Annotated in this window: 1 protein-coding gene; it reads left to right on the top strand. The window is 42.7% G+C overall.

Going from position 1 to position 501, the window contains the following annotated elements; genetic code table 11:
• Positions 1–387 precede the first annotated feature (387 nt).
• The coding region (locus FHD02_RS24630; protein WP_228261735.1) for a hypothetical protein at positions 388–501 on the top strand (114 nt) is incomplete at its 3' end.

Genomic DNA, 501 nt, shown 5'->3' with positions numbered 1-501 from the left:
AAACATTGACTGCGGTATGCTGAGTCGTCTTTCCTACAGATGCGGTAAGCATCATACCATAGTCAATATATTACATACCGCAGTCAATTTCATTATAACTGGCTGATCCCGAGTCATCTTTAGCAACCCGACGTACGTGCAATCTGTGAGTTCTGTGATTTTCCGCTTCCTCGCCGCTTTCTCACTGTGTGAGATCGCTTACTGCGGCGAGCGGCAGTGATTAATATTGACTGCGGTATGTACTCTTTTGTAATCCCCTGCGTTCTTTCATTACCCAATGTGGTTCACTTTGCACTTTTTCGTGTGCTTTGCGATTTTATTGTTGCTTTGCAATAAATTCCAAGATTTAATAAAATAATGCAAAGTGATGATTAAAGGATGTTCAGTATGGGACTCATGGATACACTCAACCAGTGCATAAGTGCTGGTCATGAAATGACGAAAGCAATCGCCATTGCACAGTTTAATGATGACAGTCCGGAAGCCCGGAAAATAACCCGG

Source organism: Citrobacter sp. EC_71, from assembly GCF_019584005.1.
Lineage (GTDB): Bacteria > Pseudomonadota > Gammaproteobacteria > Enterobacterales > Enterobacteriaceae > Citrobacter > Citrobacter werkmanii.
Note: the sequence above shows the minus strand (reverse complement) of the source record. Positions and strands in the feature narration are given on the sequence as shown.